Annotated in this window: 19 protein-coding genes and 1 pseudogene; 17 read left to right on the top strand and 3 right to left on the bottom strand. The window is 66.6% G+C overall.

The window, feature by feature from the left end; all coding sequences use genetic code 11:
• The first annotated feature begins 46 nt into the window (after positions 1 to 46).
• The 6 genes from coxB (at position 47) to JMF86_RS14170 (ending at position 5,418) form a co-directional block, all read left to right on the top strand.
• Entirely contained in the window at positions 47 to 1,645 is a 1,599-nt protein-coding gene (coxB, locus tag JMF86_RS14195; RefSeq protein ID WP_011694413.1) for a cytochrome c oxidase subunit II, read from the top strand.
• A 43-nt stretch (positions 1,646 to 1,688) separates the two neighbouring features.
• Positions 1,689 to 3,296, top strand: a complete 1,608-nt coding sequence (gene ctaD / locus JMF86_RS14190) for a cytochrome c oxidase subunit I (RefSeq protein WP_006477731.1) — start codon at positions 1,689 to 1,691, stop codon at positions 3,294 to 3,296.
• A gap of 80 nt (positions 3,297 to 3,376) precedes the next feature.
• On the top strand, positions 3,377 to 3,517 hold the full coding sequence (locus JMF86_RS14185; protein WP_011546274.1) for a cytochrome oxidase small assembly protein: 141 nt from the start codon (positions 3,377 to 3,379) through the stop codon (positions 3,515 to 3,517).
• 35 nt (positions 3,518 to 3,552) lie between these two features.
• Positions 3,553 to 4,161 carry a cytochrome c oxidase assembly protein gene (locus tag JMF86_RS14180; protein WP_006477732.1) on the top strand — a complete coding sequence of 203 codons (609 nt, stop codon included), beginning with the start codon at positions 3,553 to 3,555 and terminating at the stop codon, positions 4,159 to 4,161.
• Between the two features lie 16 nt (positions 4,162 to 4,177).
• The gene (locus JMF86_RS14175) at positions 4,178 to 4,378 is read left to right on the top strand and encodes a DUF2970 domain-containing protein (RefSeq protein ID WP_011546273.1); all 201 of its coding nucleotides are present in this window, start codon (positions 4,178 to 4,180) and stop codon (positions 4,376 to 4,378) included.
• Positions 4,379 to 4,560: 182 nt separating this feature from the next.
• Positions 4,561 to 5,418 (top strand): cytochrome c oxidase subunit 3, encoded by an 858-nt coding sequence (locus tag JMF86_RS14170; protein WP_006477734.1) that lies wholly within the window; start codon positions 4,561 to 4,563, stop codon positions 5,416 to 5,418.
• A gap of 174 nt (positions 5,419 to 5,592) precedes the next feature.
• Here the strand turns inward: JMF86_RS14170 and JMF86_RS14165 are convergent, their stop codons facing one another.
• Entirely contained in the window at positions 5,593 to 5,802 is a 210-nt protein-coding gene (locus JMF86_RS14165; protein ID WP_006477735.1) for a twin transmembrane helix small protein, read from the bottom strand.
• Between the two features lie 84 nt (positions 5,803 to 5,886).
• Here JMF86_RS14165 and JMF86_RS14160 point away from each other — a divergent pair, with 84 nt between their 5' ends.
• The 5 genes from JMF86_RS14160 to JMF86_RS14140 are packed head-to-tail and all read left to right on the top strand — an operon-like array spanning position 5,887 to position 9,969.
• Complete coding sequence (locus JMF86_RS14160) at positions 5,887 to 6,597, top strand: SURF1 family protein (protein ID WP_236593014.1); 711 nt, start codon at positions 5,887 to 5,889, stop codon at positions 6,595 to 6,597.
• A 60-nt stretch (positions 6,598 to 6,657) separates the two neighbouring features.
• On the top strand, positions 6,658 to 7,284 hold the full coding sequence (locus tag JMF86_RS14155; protein WP_041492027.1) for a cytochrome c oxidase subunit I: 627 nt from the start codon (positions 6,658 to 6,660) through the stop codon (positions 7,282 to 7,284).
• 25 nt (positions 7,285 to 7,309) lie between these two features.
• Positions 7,310 to 8,422 (top strand): heme A synthase, encoded by a 1,113-nt coding sequence (locus JMF86_RS14150; RefSeq protein WP_011546270.1) that lies wholly within the window; start codon positions 7,310 to 7,312, stop codon positions 8,420 to 8,422.
• An 8-nt stretch (positions 8,423 to 8,430) separates the two neighbouring features.
• The gene (gene cyoE, locus JMF86_RS14145; RefSeq protein WP_006477738.1) at positions 8,431 to 9,333 is read left to right on the top strand and encodes a heme o synthase; all 903 of its coding nucleotides are present in this window, start codon (positions 8,431 to 8,433) and stop codon (positions 9,331 to 9,333) included.
• An 18-nt stretch (positions 9,334 to 9,351) separates the two neighbouring features.
• Positions 9,352 to 9,969, top strand: a complete 618-nt coding sequence (locus tag JMF86_RS14140; RefSeq protein WP_077180365.1) for an SCO family protein — start codon at positions 9,352 to 9,354, stop codon at positions 9,967 to 9,969.
• Between the two features lie 142 nt (positions 9,970 to 10,111).
• On the opposite strand, the gene JMF86_RS14135 is transcribed toward JMF86_RS14140, so the two are convergent.
• Positions 10,112 to 10,402 carry a YciI family protein gene (locus JMF86_RS14135; RefSeq protein ID WP_012329263.1) on the bottom strand — a complete coding sequence of 97 codons (291 nt, stop codon included), beginning with the start codon at positions 10,400 to 10,402 and terminating at the stop codon, positions 10,112 to 10,114.
• Between the two features lie 227 nt (positions 10,403 to 10,629).
• Between JMF86_RS14135 and JMF86_RS14130 the strand changes: the two genes are divergently transcribed.
• Positions 10,630 to 12,267, top strand: coding sequence for a methyl-accepting chemotaxis protein (locus JMF86_RS14130; protein WP_201317019.1), 1,638 nt, complete (start codon positions 10,630 to 10,632; stop codon positions 12,265 to 12,267).
• A 211-nt stretch (positions 12,268 to 12,478) separates the two neighbouring features.
• Complete coding sequence (locus JMF86_RS14125) at positions 12,479 to 13,294, top strand: MetQ/NlpA family ABC transporter substrate-binding protein (protein WP_006477742.1); 816 nt, start codon at positions 12,479 to 12,481, stop codon at positions 13,292 to 13,294.
• Positions 13,295 to 13,380: 86 nt separating this feature from the next.
• Here JMF86_RS14125 and JMF86_RS14120 read toward each other — a convergent pair whose 3' ends face one another.
• Positions 13,381 to 13,689 (bottom strand): VF_A0006 family four-cysteine protein, encoded by a 309-nt coding sequence (locus tag JMF86_RS14120; protein WP_012329261.1) that lies wholly within the window; start codon positions 13,687 to 13,689, stop codon positions 13,381 to 13,383.
• Between the two features lie 333 nt (positions 13,690 to 14,022).
• On the opposite strand from JMF86_RS14120, the gene JMF86_RS14115 reads away from it, so the two are divergent.
• The 4 genes and pseudogenes from JMF86_RS14115 to JMF86_RS14100 form a co-directional block, all read left to right on the top strand.
• Positions 14,023 to 14,988 carry an ABC transporter substrate-binding protein gene (locus JMF86_RS14115; protein WP_027805336.1) on the top strand — a complete coding sequence of 322 codons (966 nt, stop codon included), beginning with the start codon at positions 14,023 to 14,025 and terminating at the stop codon, positions 14,986 to 14,988.
• A gap of 138 nt (positions 14,989 to 15,126) precedes the next feature.
• A complete protein-coding gene (locus JMF86_RS14110; RefSeq protein ID WP_011546267.1) occupies positions 15,127 to 16,023 on the top strand; it encodes an ABC transporter permease in 897 nt (298 codons plus the stop codon).
• A 1-nt stretch (position 16,024) separates the two neighbouring features.
• Positions 16,025 to 16,819 carry an ABC transporter ATP-binding protein gene (locus JMF86_RS14105; RefSeq protein WP_027805337.1) on the top strand — a complete coding sequence of 265 codons (795 nt, stop codon included), beginning with the start codon at positions 16,025 to 16,027 and terminating at the stop codon, positions 16,817 to 16,819.
• Between the two features lie 232 nt (positions 16,820 to 17,051).
• Positions 17,052 to 17,305: pseudogene (locus JMF86_RS14100) on the top strand (recombinase RecA); the annotation flags it as partial.

Here is a 17,305-nt window from a genome sequence, read left to right as displayed (position 1 = left end):
TCATTGGCCGGACGAGGCTGGTGGCTTGCGACGGGGGAGGGTTTGAATGGAAATTTTGGGTAAGGATGCTATGAAAACAATCAAGCGAGCCCTCACGGGCGTGCTGGCATGCAGCGGATTGCTCTTTGCCGGTGCGGCCCTGGCGGTCGGTGATAGCCCGGGCGGCCCCCGTGTCAACGAGATCAACTTTCAGCCGCCTGTCACGAAGATCGCCGAGGAGCTCTACGATCTCCACACGATGATGCTGATCCTGTGTACGGTGATCTTCGTCGGCGTGTTCGGCGTGATGTTCTATTCGATCTTCGCGCACCGCAAATCCAAGGGCCACAAGGCCGCCAATTTCCATGAAAGCACGACCGTCGAGATCATCTGGACGATCGTGCCGTTCGTCATCGTCGTGCTGATGGCGCTGCCGGCGACGAAGGCCGTCGTCGCGATGAAGGACACGACGAACGCCGATCTCACGATCAAGGTCACCGGCTACCAGTGGAAGTGGGGCTACGACTACGTGAAGGGCCCGGGCGAGGGCATCGGCTTCCTGTCGACGCTGACCACCCCGCGCGACGAAGTGATGGGCAAGAAGCCGATCACCGACACCTATCTGCAGGAAGTCGACAACCCGCTCGTCGTGCCGGTCAACAAGAAGATCCGCATCATCACGACCGCCAACGACGTCGTCCACTCGTGGTACGTGCCCGCGTTCGGCGTGAAGCAGGATGCGATCCCCGGCTTCGTGCGCGATACGTGGTTCAAGGCCGACAAGGTCGGCACGTTCCGCGGTTTCTGTACCGAGCTGTGCGGCAAGGAGCACGCGTACATGCCGGTCGTCGTCGAAGTCCTGTCGGACGACGACTACGCGAAGTGGGTCAGCGCGCAGAAGGCGAAGCTGGCCAGCGCGGCGGTCGACCCGAACAAGGTCTACACGATGGCCGAACTCGTCGCGCACGGCGAGGAAGTCTACAAGGCGAACTGCGCGGCCTGCCACCAGGTGAACGGCAAGGGCCTCGGCGCGTTCCCGGCGATGGACGGCAGCCCGATCGTGAACGGCCCGATCGCCGCGCACGTCGAGCGCGTGCTGCACGGCAAGGGCGCGATGCCGTCGTGGGCGTCGCTGTCGGACCTCGACATCGCTTCGGTCGTCACGTACGAACGCAACTCGTGGGGCAACCACAAGAACGACCTGCTGCAGCCGAAGCAAGTGGCTGACGCACGCAACGGCAAGCTGCCGGAAGACACGGCGGGCGCGGCAACGGCAGCGGCCCCGGCAGAAGCGGCTTCGGCACCGGCGCAAGCCGCGTCGGGCGCCGAGCAGCCGGCGGCAGCGGCATCGGCCGCGCTGTCGACGATCTACTTCGAGACGGGCAAGAGCGTGCTGCCGGCCGACGCGAAGGCGGCGATCGCCGCCGCGGCCGACTATGCGAAGGCACATCCGGACGCGAAGCTCGCGCTGTCGGGCTTCACCGACAAGACGGGCTCGGCCGACGCGAACGCCGAACTGGCGAAGCATCGCGCGCAGGCCGTGCGCGATGCGCTGAAGGCAGCAGGCGTGGCGGAAGACCACATTATTCTCAAAAAGCCGGAAACGATCACGGGCGGGGCTGACGCGAAGGAAGCCCGGCGTGTCGAGATCGGCCCGGCGGCTTGACGTGTCGCTGAGTTAGTCGACGTATTCGCATTAGGAGATTCTCATGTCTAGCATCGGGCACGACGTAGCCGCGGACCACGCGCACGACGACCACGCGCACGAAGCCCCGCACGGCTGGCGTCGCTGGCTGTTCGCCACCAACCACAAGGACATCGGTACGCTGTACCTGCTGTTCTCGTTCATCATGTTCCTGTCGGGCGGCGTGATGGCGCTCGGCATCCGTGCCGAGCTGTTCGAGCCGGGCCTGCAGATCATGCGTCCGGAGTTCTTCAACGAACTCACGACGATGCACGGCCTGATCATGGTGTTCGGCGCGATCATGCCGGCGTTCGTCGGCTTCGCGAACTGGATGATTCCGCTGCAGATCGGCGCATCCGACATGGCGTTCGCGCGGATGAACAACTTCAGCTTCTGGCTGCTGCCGGTCGCGGCCGTGCTGCTGGTCGGCTCGTTTTTCGCGCCGGGCGGCGCGACGGCCGCCGGCTGGACGCTGTACGCACCGCTGTCGACGCAGATGGGCCCGGGCATGGACTTCGCGATCTTCGCGGTCCACATCATGGGCGCATCGTCGATCATGGGCGGGATCAACATCGTCGTGACGATCCTGAACATGCGCGCACCGGGCATGACGCTGATGAAGATGCCGATGTTCGCGTGGACGTGGCTGATCACCGCGTACCTGCTGATCGCCGTGATGCCGGTTCTGGCGGGCGCGATCACGATGGTGCTGTTCGACCGCCACTTCGGCACGTCGTTCTTCAACGCGGCAGGCGGCGGCGACCCGGTGATGTACCAGCACATCTTCTGGTTCTTCGGCCACCCCGAGGTGTACATCATGATTCTGCCGGCGTTCGGGATCGTGTCGCAGGTGATCCCGGCGTTCGCACGCAAGACGCTGTTCGGCTACAGCTCGATGGTGTACGCGACGGCATCGATCGCGATCCTGTCGTTCATGGTCTGGGCGCACCACATGTTCGCCACGGGCATGCCGGTCACCGGCCAGCTGTTCTTCATGTACGCGACGATGCTGATCGCGGTGCCGACGGGCGTGAAGGTGTTCAACTGGCTCGCGACGATGTGGCGCGGCTCGATGACGTTCGAAACCCCGATGCTGTTCGCGATCGGCTTCCTGTTCGTGTTCACGTTCGGCGGCCTGACGGGCCTGATGCTCGCGATGGCGCCGCTCGACATCCAGTATCACGGCACCTACTTCGTGGTCGCGCACTTCCACTACGTGCTGGTGGCCGGCTCGCTGTTCGCGCTGTTCTCGGGCTGGTACTACTGGGCGCCGAAGTGGACGGGCTGGATGTACAACGAGACGCGCGGCAAGATCCACTTCTGGGCGTCGATGATCTTCTTCAACCTGACGTTCTTCCCGATGCACTTCGTCGGTCTCGCGGGCATGCCGCGCCGCTATGCGGATTACCCGGCGCAGTTCACGGACTTCAACCAGGTGGCGACGATCGGCGCATTCGGCTTCGGCCTCGCGCAGGTGTACTTCCTGTTTGCGGTCGCGCTGCCGGCCTACCGTGGCGGCGGCGAGCTGGAAAAGGCGTCGGACAAGCCGTGGGATGGCGCGACGGGCCTCGAGTGGACGGTACCGAGCCCGGCTCCGTTCCACACGTTCGAGCAACCGCCGCACGTCGAATAAGTTTCACCGAGCGTTCCGCCGCTGCCTGCCGCGCAGGCAGGCGCGGCGGGCGCGGAACGGAAGTTTCAGCGAAGTTTCAGATGACCCGGAATCCACCAGAAAGACGAACGCCCGAGCAGATCCGCGCGGGCAACAAGCGGCTCGGCCTCACCCTGCTCGTCATCGCCGCCGTTTTTTTCGTGGGTGTCGTGATCAAGCAGTGGTGGCTGTCCACCCACTGATGCAGTAACTGACGCAGTAGCGAGGAAGTCGTCGTATGTCGAAGCCGGAAGAGGGCGCCGTGGATCGTGCGTTCAATCGTTCGATGCTGGTGAAGCTCTTCGTCGTGGCCGGGCTGATGTTCGGTTTCGGCTTCGCGCTGATCCCGATGTATCGGGCGATCTGCCAGATCACCGGCATCAACAACCTGGTGCAGCGCGATGTCAGCGAGCGCGAGGTGAAGAACTCGCAGGTCGACACCAGCCGCACGGTGTCGGTCGAGTTCGATGCGAACGCGCGCGGGCCACTCGGGTTCAAGCCGGAGCACAACAGCCTCGACGTGCATCCGGGCGAACTGACGACGATCGTGTACGACGTGACGAACGGGCAGGGCCGGCCGGTCGTCGCGCAGGCGATTCCGAGCTACGCGCCGAAGCAGGCCACGGAGTTCTTCAAGAAGATCGAGTGCTTTTGCTTCACGCAGCAGACGCTGACCGCGAACGAGTCGCGCAAGATGCCGGTGGTGTTCGTGATCGACCCGAAATTGCCGAAGGACGTGAAGACGATCACGCTGTCGTACACGTTCTTCGAGCTGAATACTCCGGCCACGCCGGCACCGGCGCAGCGCAGTACGGCGGCGCAGGGTGCGGCGAAGCCGGACGCATGACGAAGGAGACGGGGCGATGACGGAGGTCAAGCGGAGCGGAACGTTCGGTCAGGCGCTGAAAGCGGTGCTGTGGTCGTTCTTCGGGGTGCGCAAGCGGCGCGACCTGGAGGCCGACGCGACGCAGCTCAATCCGCTGCACGTGCTGATCGTCGCGTTGCTCGCGGCCGGCGTGTTCATCGGCGTGCTGATCCTGATCGTGCGTGCCGTCGTGGGTTGAGGGCGCACGGCTAGTGGCGTGCGGCTAGCGGCGCACGGCTTAGCGGCTAGCAACGACGAAAGAATGCAGTGCGCGGCGCCACGGCGCGGCGTGCGGGAAAGCGCGGCGGCGGTCTCGCCGCGCAAGAAATAAAGCCGGAGCGGTTTCCGGTACACAAATTGGACTGAAGTGGAGAATCAAGCATGAGCGGTCAAAACCAGACCCCGTACTATTTCGTGCCGCATCCGTCGCAGCATCCGATCAGCGCGGCCATCGGCCTGCTGGTCATGCTCGGGTCGGCCGCGCTGTGGATCAACGGTCACGACTGGGCGCCGTTTACGGCGCTGCTCGGCCTGCTGTGGTTGCTCTTCACGCTGTATCACTGGTTCGGCGACGCGATCGCCGAATCGGAAGGCGGTCATTACGGCAAGAACGTCGACAAGTCGTACCGCTGGAGCATGAGCTGGTTCATCTTCTCGGAAGTGATGTTCTTCGGCGCGTTCTTCGGCGCGCTGTTCTATGCGCGTGAGATCGCGCTGCACCAGCTCGGCAGCCTCGACTACAAGCTGATCTGGCCGGACTTCTCCGCCGTGTGGCCGAACGAAGGCCCCGCCGCGCTCGCCGGTCACTTCAAGACGATGGGCCCGTGGCCGATCCCGACGCTGAACACCGCGTTCCTGCTGTCGTCGGGCGTGACGCTGACGATCTCGCACCACGCGCTGCGCGACGATCATCGCAAGAAGGCGATTGCGTGGCTGGCCGCGACGCTCGTGTTCGGGATCTGCTTCCTGTTCCTGCAGGGCTTCGAGTACTACCACGCGTACAACGAACTGAACCTGACGCTGAACTCGGGCGTGTACGGTTCGACGTTCTTCCTGCTGACCGGCTTCCACGGCTTCCACGTGTTCCTCGGCGGCACGATGCTCGCGGTGGTGCTGGTGCGGATGATCCGCGGCCACTTCAAGCCCGATCATCACTTCGCCTTCGAAGGCGCCGCGTGGTACTGGCACTTCGTCGACGTCGTCTGGCTCGGCCTGTACGTCGTCGTCTACTGGCTGTAAATGGAACGACGGCCCGCGCAGCGATGCGCGGGCCGTTTTCATTGGTGTCGTGGGCGCGGCGGCGAAGCCGCGAGCGATACCACCCTGGCGCCGCCGCGACTCAGTCAGGCGGCGCTTTTGCTTGGTGGCGCGGCCGTGCGGCTAAATGTCACAGCGGTCGGCGCGGCAAAGGCATCAACGCCCGATCGGCAGGCCGGTCGAATGGATCCAGCCCATCCAGTTCGCGAACAGGATGAGCAGGAACAGCGACACCGACAGCCCGACGCGGGTGGCGAGCGACCAGACCATGCGCTTCGTATGGCCGCGGTCGTGCATCATGAAGTAGAGCGCCGAGCCCATGCTGGCAATGATGAGGACGAAGGCGATGGGAACGAGTATGTGCATGACACGAACCGGACGACGGCAATTCGAAAGGAAGAGGATAATTATCGCACTTCGCTTTCGCGCAGGTGCCGGGCGGGCCGCATGATGAAGATTCGCTGGCTGCCCGCGCTGCTGATCCTCGTCGTCGTCGCCATCACGATCCGTCTCGGGTTCTGGCAGCGCGACCGCGCGCACCAGAAGGAAGCGCTGCAGGCGAGCGTCGAGCGCTACGAGCAGGCGGTGCCGGTCGACATCGGCGCGCAGCCGGTGCCGCTCGCGTCGATCGAGTTTCATCGCGTACGGGCAAAGGGCCGTTTTATGCCCGAGCAGGCGGTGTTCCTCGACAATCGGCCGTATAACGACCAGCCGGGTTTTTACGTCGTGATGCCGTTTAAACTCACGGGCGGTGGCGTCGTGCTCGTGAACCGCGGCTGGCTGCCGCGCAACATCGCCGATCGCACGGCGATCGAGCCGTTCGCGACGCCGGCGGGCGACATCGAGATCGTCGGCATCGCGCGTGCCGACGCGTCGCGCGCGTTCGAGCTCGGCGAAGGCGGGTCGGCCGCGTACCAGAAGATCCGGCAGAACCTCGACGTCGCCGCGTATGCGAAGGAAACCGGGCTGCCGCTGCAGCCGTTCGTGATCCAGCAGACGAGCGACGACGGCGACAAGCTCGTGCGCGACTGGCCGGCGGCGACGACCGGCGTCGAGCGCAATTACGGTTACATGTTTCAGTGGTGGGCGATGGCGGCGGCCGCGCTCGGCTTCGGCCTGTACGCCGCGCGGCGTGCGGCGAAGAAGTCGGCCGGCGCGTGAGCGTCATGCCAGGACGCGGCGCCGGCGCCGCGGGTTCGTTTCGAGAGGTCTGATTTGTCCATGCAATCTCCCCGTCAGGGTTCGGCCGCTGCGCCGATGTCGCCCGCGGCCCGCAAGCGCGGCCGCTGGATGCTCGTGCTGCTGGGTCTCGTGTGCGCCGCGCCGATGATCGCGTCGTACTTCACCTATTACGTGATCAAGCCGAAGGGCGGGTCGACGAACTACGGCACGCTGATCGAGCCGCAGCGCCCGATCCCGGCGGATCTGCAGGTCACCGACGAAACCGGCAAGACGGTGCCGCTGTCGTCGCTGCGCGGGGTCTGGCTGTTCGTGATGACCGACCGCAGCGCGTGCGACGACGCCTGCGCGCAGAAGCTTTATTTCATGCGTCAGGTCCGCGTCACGCAGGCGGGCGAACGGCACCGGATCACGATGGTGTGGCTGCGCAGCGATGCGGGCGCGATGCCGCAGAAGGTGCTGGATGCGTATCCGGACACGCGCCGGCTCGTCGCCGATCCGGCCGCGGTGGCCGCGTGGCTGCCGGCCGATGCCGGCACGAAGGACAGCGACCACATCTACATGGTCGACCCGAACGGCAACCTGATGATGCGTTTCCCGAAAGACCCGAATCCCAGCAAGATCAAGTCGGACGTGACGAAGCTGCTGAAGTGGTCGAGCATCGGTTAAGGCGAGAGAACGAGGCACCATTCCGATGTCGTATCTACTGCAACTCGGCCTGATCGGCTTGTGCATCGCGCTGCTGCCGCTGTCGTACGTGTGGGTGAAGGCCGACGACGACAAGTTCCGCAAGCTCGTGTGGATCACCACGTTCCTGACGCTCGACCTCGTGATGTTCGGCGGCTTCACGCGGCTGACCGACTCGGGCCTCGGCTGCCCCGACTGGCCCGGCTGCTACGGCACGTCGTCGCCGTTCATCGCGCACGCGGCGATCACGGCCGCGCACCAGGCGATGCCGACCGGGCCGGTCAGCATGACGAAGGCGTGGATCGAGATGATCCACCGCTATTTCGCGATGGCGATCGGCGTGCTGATCATCGCGCAGACGGTGATCGCATGGGCCGCGCGGCTGCGCCGCCGCCCGCTGCACGTGTCGCCGTGGTGGCCGACGAGCCTGCTGCTGCTGATTCTCGTGCAGGGCGCGTTCGGCGCATGGACGGTCACGATGAAGCTGCAACCGGTGATCGTCACGATCCACCTGCTGCTCGGTCTCACGCTGCTCGGCACGCTGGGCTGGCTCGCGGCGCGGCAGACGCCGCTGCCGTCGTATGACCCCGAGGCCGGGCGTTACCGTGCGGCCGCGCTCGCGGCGCTCGTGCTGCTGGTCGTGCAGATCGCGCTCGGCGGCTGGGTGAGCACCAACTACGCGGTGCTCGCGTGCACCGACTTCCCGACCTGCAACGGCCAGTGGATTCCGCCGATGGACTTCCAGCACGGCTTCCACCTGTGGCGCGCGCTCGGAATGACGAAGGACGGCGACGCGATCACGCAGGACGCGCTGGTCGCGATCCACTGGACGCACCGCACGTTCGCGTTCGTCGTGGTCGCGTATCTGGTCGCGTTCGCGCTGAAGATGCGCCGCTTCGACTCGCTGCGGCGGCCCGCGAACGGCGTGCTGCTGGTCGTCCTGCTGCAGTTCGTGACGGGCCTGACCAACATCGTGCTGCAGTGGCCGCTGCCCGTCGCCGTCGCGCACAACGGCGGGGCCGCGATCCTGCTGCTGCTCGTCGTCATGTTAAACTTTCGCATCCTTTCAAGCCGCCCCGGCCGTGTCGCGCAGCCTGCGCGCGACGCCGCCCCGGCGTGACCGTCCCCATGCAAAGCACCCTCTCCCAATCGCCCGGTAGCCGCTTTTCCCAGTACATGGCGCTGACGAAGCCGCGTGTCACGCAGCTCGCGGTGTTCTGCGCGGTGATCGGCATGTTCCTCGCGACGCCGGGCATGGTGCCGTGGCATGTGCTGATCGGCGGCACCGTCGGCATCTGGCTGCTGGCCGGCGCCGCGTTCGCGATCAACTGCCTCGTCGAACAGAAGATCGACGCGATGATGCGCCGCACCGCGTGGCGTCCGTCCGCGCGCGGCGAGATCACGACGCCGCAGATCCTGCTGTTCTCGGCCGTGCTCGGCAGCGTCGGCGCATGGACGCTCTATACGTTCACGAACCCGCTGACGATGTGGCTGACGATCGCGACGTTCGTCGGCTACGCGGTGATCTACACGCTGCTGCTCAAGCCGATGACGCCGCAGAACATCGTGATCGGCGGCGCGTCGGGCGCGATGCCGCCGGCGCTCGGCTGGGCCGCCGTCACCGGCGCGGTGCCGGGCGACGCGTGGATCCTCGTGCTGATCATCTTCGTCTGGACGCCGCCGCATTTCTGGGTGCTCGCGCTGTATCGCCGCAAGGATTACGAGAACGCCGGGCTGCCGATGCTGCCCGTCACGCACGGCGAGAAGTTCACGCGGCTGCACATCCTGCTGTACACGGTGATCCTGTTCGCGGTCACGCTGATGCCGTTCATTTCCGGGATGAGCGGGGCCGTCTACCTGACGAGCGCAGTGCTGCTCGGCGCGGTGTTCCTCGCGTATGCGTGGAAGATCCATCGCGACTATTCGGACGAACTCGCCCGCAAGGCCTTCCGCTACTCGATCGTCTATCTGTCGCTGCTGTTTGCTGCGCTGCTCGTCGATCACTATGCACGCCCGCTGCTCGGCGTGTAACCGCACGGTTTGAACGCAATGCTTCCATCACGGTTCGGGCGCCGCGCGCGCCAAGGCTGGATGCTCGCGTGCGCATTCACGGCAGCGCTGCTGCTCGCCGGATGCGACAACGCGCCGAAATTCCAGAATCTCGACATCACCGGCAACACGCAGTTCGGCAGCGACTTCTCGCTGCCCGATACGACCGGCAAGGTCCGCACGCTCGCCGACTTCAAGGGCCGTGCCGTCGTGATGTTCTTCGGCTATACGCATTGCCCGGACGTGTGCCCGACCACGATGGCCGAATTGTCCGAAGCGCTGAAGCAGCTCGGCCCCGACGCCGCGAAGCGCGTGCAGGTGCTGTTCGTCACCGTCGATCCGGAACGCGACACGCCGGCGCTGCTCGGTCAGTACGTGCCCGCGTTCGATCCGTCGTTCATCGGCCTGCGGCCGGCCGACGACGCGGCGCTGAAGAAGGTCACGAAGGATTTCCGCGTGTACTACGCGAAGGTGCCCGGCAAGACGCCCGGCAGTTACACGATGGATCACACGGCCGCGAGCTACGTGTTCGACCGCGACGGCAAGCTGCGCTTGTTCGTACGCGATGGCCAGGGCCCGGCCCCGTGGGTCCACGACCTGAAGCTGCTGGTCGACTGACCGGCAACCGCCGGGCGCCCGGTCCGGCGTTTCGCGTGACGGCCGTTTTCGCGCCGTCGCGTTTTCCCGCTCTCGTTGTCGTGCACATGCGCTGCCCGCCGGGCGGCGCGTCGGCATGCGCGCGTATTGCGCCGAAGCCGCGTTACGGCAGCGCCGGCACGTTGAAGCCCGACGCGGCGCGCGTGATCCGGAATTCCGTCACGCGATAGGTGGCGAGCCCCTCGGTGACGAACGGGTCGGTTTCGAGGATCGCGTCGAGTGCGTCGCGATCGATGCGGGCCGCGAGGATCACGCCGCCTTCGCGCGGCACCTTCGGCCCCGCCGCGATGAAGATGCCCTTGTCGAACTGCGGCTGCAGGTACGCGCGGTGGCGTTCGAGCGCGTCGTCGATGCGCTCGAGCGACGCGGTGTAGTGGATGTCGATGACGTACATGGATGGCCTTGGAATGATGCCGGCGCTTTGTGCGACGGTCAGCCGGTCTTTTTAGCACAGCGGATGCGGGCTGTCGCGCCGGCGGGCGGCGCGTTTGTCGATCTCCGGTTCGCCGTGTTCGCGTGTATTCAAGATGTAAGCCTCGTTGCCGTAAATAAAAGAGCAACCGTTTGCGCGCGGCAGGCCGTTGGCGCGCCGGATGCATCGACATCGACAGAGGCACGCAGATGAGCAGAATGAGTTTGAACCGCAAGCTGTGGCTCGCGCTTGCGCTGGTATGGATCGGTCTTCTGGGCGTCGGCGCATGGAGCGCCTACGAGACGCGCGCGACGATGCTCGCCGAACGCAAGGCCGGCATCGCGAATCTCGTCGACTCGGCGGCGGGCATCGTGAAGGCCTATCACGCGCTCGCGCAGAACGGCACGCTGCCCGAGGCCGACGCGAAGCGCGACGCGCTCGCGAGCCTCGCCGCGATGCGCTATGGCGATTCGGGCTATGTGTTCGTGATGGATTCGAAGCCGGTCGTGCTGATGCATCCGACGCTGCCGAAGCTCGTCGACACGCAGGTCGGCGACTATCTCGATCCGGACGGCAAGCCGCTGTTCGTGACGATCCTGAACGCCGCGAAGGCAACCGGCAGCGGATTCGCCGAATATCGCGGGCGCTTGCCGCACAGCGAGACGGCCGTGCCGAAGATCAGCTACGTCACGCGGTTCGCGCCGTGGGACTGGAACATCTCGAGCGGCGTGTTCCTGAAGGACATCGACACCGTCTACTACCGGACGCTGCTCGGCCACCTGGCCGTGGTGTTCGTGATCGGCTTCGTGATCAGCGCGGCGATGCTGGTGATCATCCGCAACGTGCGCGGCAGCCTCGGCGGCGAGCCGGACGAAGCGGCCGCGCTCGCGGCGCGCATCGCGCAGGGCGACCTCACGCTGCCGGTGCCGGTGCGCGCGGGCGACCGCACGAGCATGATGGCCGCGATGCACGACATGCAGGCGCGGCTGCAGGCGACGATCGGCGGGATTCGCCAGTCGGCCGAAGCGATCGCGTCGGCGAGCCGCCAGATCTCGGCCGGCAACGACGACCTGTCGCAGCGCACCGAGGAGCAGGCCGCGTCGCTCGAGGAAACGGCTGCGAGCATGGAGCAGCTGACCGCGACGGTGAAGCAGAACGCCGACAACGCGCGGCAGGCGAGCGGGCTCGCGAACAACGCGTCGGACATCGCGCGCACCGGGAGCGACGTCGTGAACCGCGTGATCGGCACGATGGGCGAGATCGACGACAGTTCGCGCAAGATCGCCGACATCATCGGCGTGATCGAGGGCATCGCATTCCAGACCAACATCCTCGCGCTGAACGCGGCGGTCGAGGCCGCGCGCGCGGGCGAGCAGGGGCGCGGCTTCGCGGTGGTCGCGGGCGAGGTGCGTTCGCTCGCGCAGCGCAGCGCGACGGCCGCGAAAGAGATTCGCGAGCTGATCGTCGATTCGGTCGAGCGCGTGCGCAACGGCTCGACGCTGGTCGGCCAGGCCGGCACGACGATGGGCGAGATCCTGCAGGCGGTCGCGCGCGTGACCGACATCATGGGCGAGATCGCGGCCGCGTCCGAGGAGCAGGCGAGCGGCATCACGCAGGTCGGGCGCGCGGTCACGCAGATGGACCAGGTGACGCAGCAGAATGCGGCGCTGGTCGAGGAAGCTGCGGCGGCGGCCGCGTCGCTGCAGGAGCAGGCCGCACGGCTGCGCGATGCGGTCGGCGCGTTCCGGGTCGGCAATACCGGCGGCGCGTCGCCGCGCGGAGCCGGCGCGCGGGCAGCCGAGCCGGCCTTCGGCAAGCAGACGGCCGACGAGGCGGTGGCGGCGTGACGCGGTCGGTCGACGGGCCGATGCGTTGAGCGAGAAATGCAACTAACGGCCGAGTCGACGCGTCGGCCCCCAGCACTGCGCTGGTGCATACCCATATGAGCGGGATGTATTTCACTTCCCACCGATCCTGTGACACCATTTGGCCCTTCCTGCGAGTCCGGGCATACCCGTATCGCGCCCCATTTCAAGTAAGCAAGCAAGCGAGAAACAGATGAAGCGTCGCAGTCTCCTGAAGGTATTTTCCGTGTTGGCCACCGGTGCCGCGCTGACGCTGTCGGCCGGCGCGCACGCCGAAGACAAGGTGATCAAGGTCGGCACGGTCGCCGGCCCGGATTCGGAAGTATGGCAAGTCGTGCAGAAGGTCGCGAAAGAGAAGGAAGGCCTGAACGTGAAGGTCATCGAGTTCAACGACTACGTGCAGCCGAACGCGGCGCTCGATTCGGGCGACCTCGACGCGAACAGCTTCCAGCACCAGCCCTACCTCGACAGCCAGGTGAAGCAGCGCGGCTACAAGATCGTCAGCGCGGGCCTGACCTACATCTCGCCGATCGGCGTGTACTCGAAGAAGTTCAAGTCGCTGAAGGATCTGCCGCAGGGCGCGAAGCTCGCGGTGCCGAACGATCCGTCGAACGAAAACCGCGCGCTGCTGCTGCTGCAGACGCAAGGCGTGATCAAGCTGAAGGCGGGCGCCGGCACGGGCGGCAACAACGCGACGGTGCTCGACATCGCCGAGAACCCGAAGAAGCTGAAGATCTCCGAACTCGACGCCGCGCAACTGCCGCGCGTGCTGTCGGACGTCGATGCGGCCGTGATCAACACCAACTACGCGCTGGCCGCGAACCTGCAGCCGACCAAGGACGCGATCGCACTCGAGGCGCTGACCAGCCCGTACGCGAACCTGATCGCCGTGCGCGCGAAGGACAAGGATCAGCCGTGGGTGAAGAAGCTGGTCAAGGCGTACCAGTCGCCGGAAGTGAAGGAATTCATCAAGAAGCAGTTCAAGGGCTCGATGGTCGCGTCGTTCTGAACGCTGCTCACCGGTCGGACCGCTGAACGAACAGGGCCTGCATCGCGCAGGCCCTTTTTTCATTGGCGCGGCACGCGCGCCTATGCCTACATCTCCCCGCGCCGCGAGCAGATCGACATGATCTGCTGGATCGCGTAGTTGTCGCGCACGCCGGGCAGCGACTGCACGACGCACTCGTGAAAGCGCCGCTCGCGCGGCAGCAGCATCGCGTTGTTGCGGTACAGCGCGTCGCACGAGCGCTGGATCAACTGGGCCGCCGCGCCGTTGCGGCTTTCGCGCAGCGCATTGAGCATGCAGTCGTCGTATTGCGCGCTGCCGTCGGTCAGTGCGAACGCCGCGCCCGGCAGCGCCAGTGCGACGGCGGCGAACGCGACGGCTCGGATACCCCGTTTCATCTGCCCTCCGATGGAGTGGATTGGGTCGGCCGACAGCATAGCGTAAAGCCATGAGCACGGCTGACGCGTTGGCCGACACGCGCCGGAGCCGCCACCGGCGGGGCTTTGGACGCCTTCGCGGGGCCTCGGCGAGGGCTGCGTCCGGCGTGCCGCGTGAAAGCGTGGAGTCAGGCGGTGGTCTGCGGAAATGGTATCCTCGTGCGTTCGCCGCTGCATGCTTTCCCGGAGCATGCGCGGGCCGATCGCCCGCGTTTCGTACGCACGGGCGGCGCCCGCCCGACGGCGGCGGGAATCCATCATCCAGAACCGACACAATACGGGGGAGACATACCCATGAAGCGATTCAAGACTTTCGCGATCCGTTCGATCACGGCCGGCGTCGCCGCATTCGCGCTGGCCGGCGCCGCGCATGCGCAGACCGTCAAGGTGCTGTCGATCGTCGACCATCCGGCGCTCGATGCGATCCGCGACGGCGTGCGCGCCGAACTGAAGGCGGAAGGTTACGGCGACGACAAGCTCAAGTGGGAGTACCAGAGCGCGCAGGGCAACACGGGCACGGCCGCGCAGATCGCGCGCAAGTTCGTCGGCGACAAGCCCGACGTGATCGTCGCGATCGCGACGCCGGCCGCGCAGTCGGTCGTCGCCGCGACGAAGAGCGTGCCGGTCGTCTACTCGGGCGTGACCGACCCGGTCGCCGCGCAGCTCGTGAAGGGCTGGGGCCCGTCGGGCACCAACGTGACGGGCGTGTCCGACAAGCTGCCGCTCGATCGCCAGGTCGCGCTGATCAAGCGCGTCGTGCCGAATGCGAAGACGGTCGGCATGGTCTACAACCCGGGCGAGGCGAATTCGGTCGTCGTCGTGAAGGAGCTCAAGGAGATCCTCGCGAAGCAGGGGATGACGCTGAAGGAAGCGGCCGCGCCGCGTACCGTCGACATCGGCCCGGCCGCGAAGAGCCTGATCGGCAAGGTCGACGTGATCTACACGAACACCGACAACAACGTCGTGTCCGCGTACGAAGCGCTCGTGAAGGTCGCGAACGAAGCGAAGATCCCGCTCGTCGCGGGCGATACCGACAGCGTGAAGCGCGGCGGCATCGCGGCGCTCGGCATCAACTACGGCGACCTCGGCCGGCAGACCGGCAAGGTCGTCGCGCGCATCCTGAAGGGCGAGAAGCCGGGCGCGATCGCGTCGGAGACGAGCAGCAACCTCGAGCTGTTCGTCAATACGGGCGCGGCCGCGAAGCAGGGTGTCACGCTGTCGCCGGATCTCGTGAAGGAAGCGAAGACGGTCATCAAGTAAGCCGCGGCCCGACGCCGCGCTGGCAGGCCCGATCCGGGCCTCGACGACATCGCCGGACGGGCGGCCTCCACCCGGGGCCGCCCGTTCGCTTCGCCCGGCCGTACACGTCCGGCCGGGAAGCAACAGGATTTCCCCATCATGTCTCTGTTCTCGTTTCTGGGCGCACTGGAGATCGGCCTGATCTTCAGCCTCGTCGCCCTCGGGGTGCTGATCTCGTTTCGCATCCTCAACTTCCCCGACCTCACCGTCGACGGCAGCTTTCCGCTCGGCGGCGCCGTCGCCGCGACGCTGATCTCGGCTGGCCATGACCCATTCACGTCGACCGTGATCGCGATCGTCGCGGGCGCGCTGGCTGGCTTCGTCACCGGCTGGCTGAACGTGCGCCTGAAGATCATGGATCTGCTCGCCAGTATCCTGATGATGATCGCGCTCTACTCGGTGAACCTGCGGATCATGGGCCGGCCGAACGTGCCGCTGATCACCGAGCCGACGCTCTTCACCGTGCTGCAGCCCGACTGGATGCCCGATTACGTGCTGCGCCCGGCGCTGCTCGCGATCGTCGTCGTGGTCGCGAAGCTCGGCCTCGACTGGTTCTTCTCGTCGCAGCTCGGCCTCGCGATGCGCGCGACCGGCGCGAACCCGCGGATGGCGCGGGCGCAAGGCATCGCGACCGGCCGCGCGACGCTCGCCGGGATGGCGTTGTCGAACGCGCTCGTCGCGCTCGCGGGTGCCCTGTTCGCGCAGACGCAGGGCGGCTCGGACATCTCGATGGGGATCGGCACGATCGTGATCGGGCTGGCCGCGGTGATCATCGGCGAGACGCTGCTGCCCGCGCGCCGGCTCGTGCTGACGACGCTCGCCGTCGTGCTTGGCGCGATCGTCTACCGCTTCTTCATCGCGCTCGCGCTGAACAGCGAATTCATCGGCCTGAAGGCGCAGGACCTGAACCTCGTGACGGCCGCGCTCGTCACGATCGCGCTGGTGCTGCCGGCGACGCGCAAGAAGCTGTTCGCGCGCAAGAACGGAGGGGCCTGACATGCTGTCCGCACACGATCTCAAACTCACGTTCAATCCCGGCACGCCGATCGAGACGCGCGCGCTGCGCGGGCTGTCGCTCGAGATTCCCGACGGCCAGTTCGTCGCGGTGATCGGCTCGAACGGCGCCGGCAAGTCGACCTTCCTCAATGCGGTCAGCGGCGACCAGCGCGTCGATGCGGGACGCATCGCGATCGACGGCACGGACGTCACGCGCAAGGCCGCGTGGGATCGCGCGCACCTCGTCGCGCGCGTGTTCCAGGACCCGATGGCCGGCACCTGCGAGGCGCTGACGATCGAGGAGAACATGGCGCTCGCGATGGCGCGCGGCGCGCGGCGCGGCTTCCGGGCCGCGCTCGACCGGCCGTCGCGCGAGCTGTTCCGCGACAAGCTGCGGCTGCTGAACCTCGGGCTGGAAAACCGGCTGACCGACCGGATCGGGCTGCTGTCGGGCGGCCAGCGGCAGGCGGTGAGCCTGCTGATGGCGTCGCTGCGGCCGTCGCGGATCCTGCTGCTCGACGAGCACACGGCCGCGCTCGACCCGAAGACGGCCGCGTTCGTGCTGGAGCTGACCGCGCGCATCGTCGCCGAGAGCAAGCTGACGACGATGATGGTCACGCACAGCATGCGGCAGGCGCTCGACTACGGCGACCGCACGGTGATGCTGCACCAGGGGCAGGTCGTGCTCGACGTGTCGGGCGAGGCGCGTCGCGGGCTCGACGTGCCGGACCTGCTGCAGATGTTCGAGAAGGTGCGGCACGAGCAGCTCGACGACGACGCGCTGCTGCTCGGCTGACGGGCGGCCGGTGCGGTGCGGGGTGCTGCATCGTGCCGGTTCTCCGGCGGGTTGGCGTGCCGGCCCGGCCGGGCGACACGATCCGGGCACGCCCGCTCCGGCGCGGCGTAACATGACGGCCACGCCGGCTTTCCCGTCGTTTTTCTTCTGACGAAAACCGGTTTTACACCGGTGCTGTGCGGCGCGGACGCATTGCCATATACTGTATATCCATACAGTTGTGGGTGGCGTCATGCTCGCATCCTCCATTGCTCCCGAATCCCTTCATCCGTCCCTTTGGCGCGGCTCGCAGCTCGCGCGCGGCGGTCCGCGCACGATCGACACGGGCTTCGCGCCGCTGTCGGCCGAGCTGCCGGGTGGCGGCTGGCCGGTCGGCGGCCTCGTCGAACTGCTGGCCGCGCAGCCGGGCGGCGGCGAGATGCGGCTGCTCGCGCCCGCGCTCGCCCGCAGCGTCAGCGCGCGGCGGCCGCTCGCGCTCGTCGCGCC

It is taken from the genome of Burkholderia sp. E168m15, assembly GCF_016586105.1.
Classification (GTDB): Bacteria; Pseudomonadota; Gammaproteobacteria; order Burkholderiales; family Burkholderiaceae; genus Burkholderia; species Burkholderia orbicola.
This window is presented reverse-complemented; position numbering and strand designations above follow the sequence as displayed.

Bases quoted from the DNA above. Each gene is read 5' to 3' on its own strand.
- coxB (WP_011694413.1), top strand. From the start codon at position 47: ATGGAAATTTTGGGTAAGGATGCTATGAAAACAATCAAGCGAGCCCTC.
- ctaD (WP_006477731.1), top strand. From the start codon at position 1,689: ATGTCTAGCATCGGGCACGACGTAGCCGCGGACCACGCGCACGACGAC.
- JMF86_RS14185 (WP_011546274.1), top strand. From the start codon at position 3,377: ATGACCCGGAATCCACCAGAAAGACGAACGCCCGAGCAGATCCGCGCG.
- JMF86_RS14180 (WP_006477732.1), top strand. From the start codon at position 3,553: ATGTCGAAGCCGGAAGAGGGCGCCGTGGATCGTGCGTTCAATCGTTCG.
- JMF86_RS14175 (WP_011546273.1), top strand. From the start codon at position 4,178: ATGACGGAGGTCAAGCGGAGCGGAACGTTCGGTCAGGCGCTGAAAGCG.
- JMF86_RS14170 (WP_006477734.1), top strand. From the start codon at position 4,561: ATGAGCGGTCAAAACCAGACCCCGTACTATTTCGTGCCGCATCCGTCG.
- JMF86_RS14165 (WP_006477735.1), bottom strand. From the start codon at position 5,802: ATGCACATACTCGTTCCCATCGCCTTCGTCCTCATCATTGCCAGCATG.
- JMF86_RS14160 (WP_236593014.1), top strand. From the start codon at position 5,887: ATGAAGATTCGCTGGCTGCCCGCGCTGCTGATCCTCGTCGTCGTCGCC.
- JMF86_RS14155 (WP_041492027.1), top strand. From the start codon at position 6,658: ATGCAATCTCCCCGTCAGGGTTCGGCCGCTGCGCCGATGTCGCCCGCG.
- JMF86_RS14150 (WP_011546270.1), top strand. From the start codon at position 7,310: ATGTCGTATCTACTGCAACTCGGCCTGATCGGCTTGTGCATCGCGCTG.
- cyoE (WP_006477738.1), top strand. From the start codon at position 8,431: ATGCAAAGCACCCTCTCCCAATCGCCCGGTAGCCGCTTTTCCCAGTAC.
- JMF86_RS14140 (WP_077180365.1), top strand. From the start codon at position 9,352: ATGCTTCCATCACGGTTCGGGCGCCGCGCGCGCCAAGGCTGGATGCTC.
- JMF86_RS14135 (WP_012329263.1), bottom strand. From the start codon at position 10,402: ATGTACGTCATCGACATCCACTACACCGCGTCGCTCGAGCGCATCGAC.
- JMF86_RS14130 (WP_201317019.1), top strand. From the start codon at position 10,630: ATGAGCAGAATGAGTTTGAACCGCAAGCTGTGGCTCGCGCTTGCGCTG.
- JMF86_RS14125 (WP_006477742.1), top strand. From the start codon at position 12,479: ATGAAGCGTCGCAGTCTCCTGAAGGTATTTTCCGTGTTGGCCACCGGT.
- JMF86_RS14120 (WP_012329261.1), bottom strand. From the start codon at position 13,689: ATGAAACGGGGTATCCGAGCCGTCGCGTTCGCCGCCGTCGCACTGGCG.
- JMF86_RS14115 (WP_027805336.1), top strand. From the start codon at position 14,023: ATGAAGCGATTCAAGACTTTCGCGATCCGTTCGATCACGGCCGGCGTC.
- JMF86_RS14110 (WP_011546267.1), top strand. From the start codon at position 15,127: ATGTCTCTGTTCTCGTTTCTGGGCGCACTGGAGATCGGCCTGATCTTC.
- JMF86_RS14105 (WP_027805337.1), top strand. From the start codon at position 16,025: ATGCTGTCCGCACACGATCTCAAACTCACGTTCAATCCCGGCACGCCG.